General features: G+C 45.2%; 3 protein-coding genes. 1 reads left to right on the top strand and 2 read right to left on the bottom strand.

Annotated elements, in window-relative coordinates; all coding sequences use genetic code 11:
• Positions 1-138: 138 nt before the first annotated feature.
• Positions 139-1,290 (bottom strand): 5-(carboxyamino)imidazole ribonucleotide synthase, encoded by a 1,152-nt coding sequence (locus H6S82_RS29115; RefSeq protein ID WP_190469714.1) that lies wholly within the window; start codon positions 1,288-1,290, stop codon positions 139-141.
• A gap of 84 nt (positions 1,291-1,374) precedes the next feature.
• Here H6S82_RS29115 and H6S82_RS29120 point away from each other — a divergent pair, with 84 nt between their 5' ends.
• Entirely contained in the window at positions 1,375-2,229 is an 855-nt protein-coding gene (locus H6S82_RS29120) for an FkbM family methyltransferase (RefSeq protein WP_190469716.1), read from the top strand.
• Positions 2,230-2,238: 9 nt separating this feature from the next.
• Here H6S82_RS29120 and H6S82_RS29125 read toward each other — a convergent pair.
• Positions 2,239-2,434 (bottom strand): pentapeptide repeat-containing protein (locus H6S82_RS29125; RefSeq protein WP_191057167.1); only part of this gene is annotated, 196 nt, incomplete at its 5' end.

The following is a 2,434-nucleotide window of genomic DNA, read 5'->3' on the forward strand; positions in this document are numbered from 1 at the left end:
GGGGAAGTCAAAAGTCAAAAGTCAAAAAGGGACTAGGGGCTAGGGGCTAGGGGTTAGGGAAAGTCAATCATTCAAAAATTCCTCCTCTTCCCTCTCCCTCTTCCCTCTCCCTCTTCCCTAGCCCCTAACCCCTAGCCCCTAGTCCCTGCTGTACCATATGGATTCGATCGCCTGTGCTAAGGTTTGTGCTTTGGATTTATCTGCCCCATCTAATAGAACAGTAACGTGGCCGAGTTTGCGACCGGGGCGAGATTCGCTTTTCCCATACCAATGGACGTGAGAGTTCGGTAAATCGGCAAGTTGTTGTCGTTTGCTGAGGTAATCGTTGTGGGAATGTTCGTAACCCAATAGATTTACCATGATTGCCGCATCGCATTTTAAGGCAGGATTGCCCAAGGGTAGGTCGCAAACGGCTCGCAGATGCTGCTCGAATTGAGAGGTATAACAGGCATCAAGGCTAAAATGCCCGGAATTGTGGGTGCGGGGTGCAATTTCGTTGACCAATACTTTGCCAGTGGCGGTCAAAAATAGTTCGATCCCGAATATTCCCACCGCTTGTAAGCTATTGAGTAGGGTATGGGCGATCGCTTCTATCTGGGCGGTGACGGCTGGATCGATATCTGCCGGTACTAGCACCCGCCGACAAACTTGTTCTTCTTGTTGCGTTTCCACTACAGGATAAACTGCAACTTCACCAGTATGGGAACGCGCTGCAATTACCGCCAGTTCCCGTTCAAAGGGAATAAATTCTTCCAGCAATACAGGGGTTTGTCTCAATCGTTGCAATGTTGCTGCCAGAGTTTCCGGATCTTTTATGATGAAGGTGCCCTGTCCGTCATAACCGTGGCGTCGCGCCTTCACCACTACTGGGAATGGGAAGTTGGAAATTAAGTGTTCTTCCCCTTCATTCTTCTCCTCAAGAGCGACAAATTCGGGCACGGGTAAGCCCAAATCCCTCAAATAGCAGCGTTGGTCGTATTTATCCAAGAGGGGGGCCAATACCTCTAGCTTGGGACGAAAGCGGACGCCTTGTTCCTGTAGCGGCATTAAAGCTTCCAGGTTGATAAACTCATTCTCAAAGGCGATCGCATCGCAGCGAGTAGCTAGCTCGGCGGTGGCGGCAGCGTCATCCACTGGTGCAAAAATGGTGGAAGCTGCGATCGCCACAGCCGGATCGGTGGGATGGGGCGTTTGGATCGCTAATTCAATCCCCAACGTCTTTGCTGCACCCGCCATCATCCAAGCTAGCTGTCCTCCACCAATAACCCCCACTCGCTTAATATTGTTCATTGCTAACTGTGATTAGTCTTTTGTCATTTGCGATCGGTCATCGGTCAAAAGGTTATTCCCATCAACCATCACCTATTCTTCATTATGAAACAAATTTGGAACGTTATATTTAGCCATATTTTACGTTTAATCGTCAAGTTAGTTTTTCTTTTCACTGGTAAGGGTGGAGGTAAATTTGCCAATTTACTAGCCAAAGGCCAAACCTATACAGTCAAAAATTATGCTGGTAAATATAAGTTTAACGTCGATACAACTTATCCAATAGAAGCTTCTGTGTGGCTTGGGGGTCTGTACGATGTTGTGACCACCAAGTTTTTACGCAAAGTTATTCGTAAAAACGATCTATTTTTAGATATTGGCGCTAATTGCGGTGTGCTTACCTTAGTTGCCGCCAGTTTAATAACTACTGGCAAAATTTATGCCTTTGAACCATCAGAACATATCCGTTATCGTTTACAAGCCAATATTGAATTAAATCCGCACCTGAAAGATTTAGTAAAAGTAGTGCCGTTAGGAGTGGGTGCGACTAAAGGCCAGTTATTTTATCACGAAGACCGAGAATTTCGAGGAAATGGTGCTTTGCAGCCAATTTCCGGTACTGTGGTAGACGTAGTTTCACTTGATGAGTGGGTATTGCTCGAACCAATTGAAAAAATAGATGTAATTAAAATCGATGTCGAAGGAATGGAATATGATGTTTTACTAGGAGCTAAGGCAGTAATAGAAAAGTATCATCCCTTGATTTATTTTGAAACATTGCCTATTTTTTTTAAATATACGTCTCACAATATTAGAACTATCTACGAATTTCTGGCTAACTTAGGTTACAGGATAGTGAGCCCCACAGCACCTCACGCGGAGATATCTTTTGATGGCCCTTATCCTGCAAATTCTGTCGCAATTCATCCCCAGCACGCCGATAGATTAAAAAGGCAATAAGCGATAGAATTACCTGCAACTGAGAGAATCGCGAGTTGCCACACCTGTTCTAGAATTCACGCCGCTAGCGCGTTGGCATAACTCTCTGATTTGGCTGCCATCTAAAATGGCATAGCTGAAATCTGCACCTGTAATATTAGTACCATTAAAAATAGAGCGCAGTAAAACTGCTTGCTCTAAAATTGCGTCGCTTAAATAGATCGGA

Origin of the sequence: Planktothrix sp. FACHB-1355 (genome assembly GCF_014748295.1) — a bacterium.
Classification (GTDB): Bacteria; Cyanobacteriota; Cyanobacteriia; order Cyanobacteriales; family Aerosakkonemataceae; genus Aerosakkonema; species Aerosakkonema funiforme_A.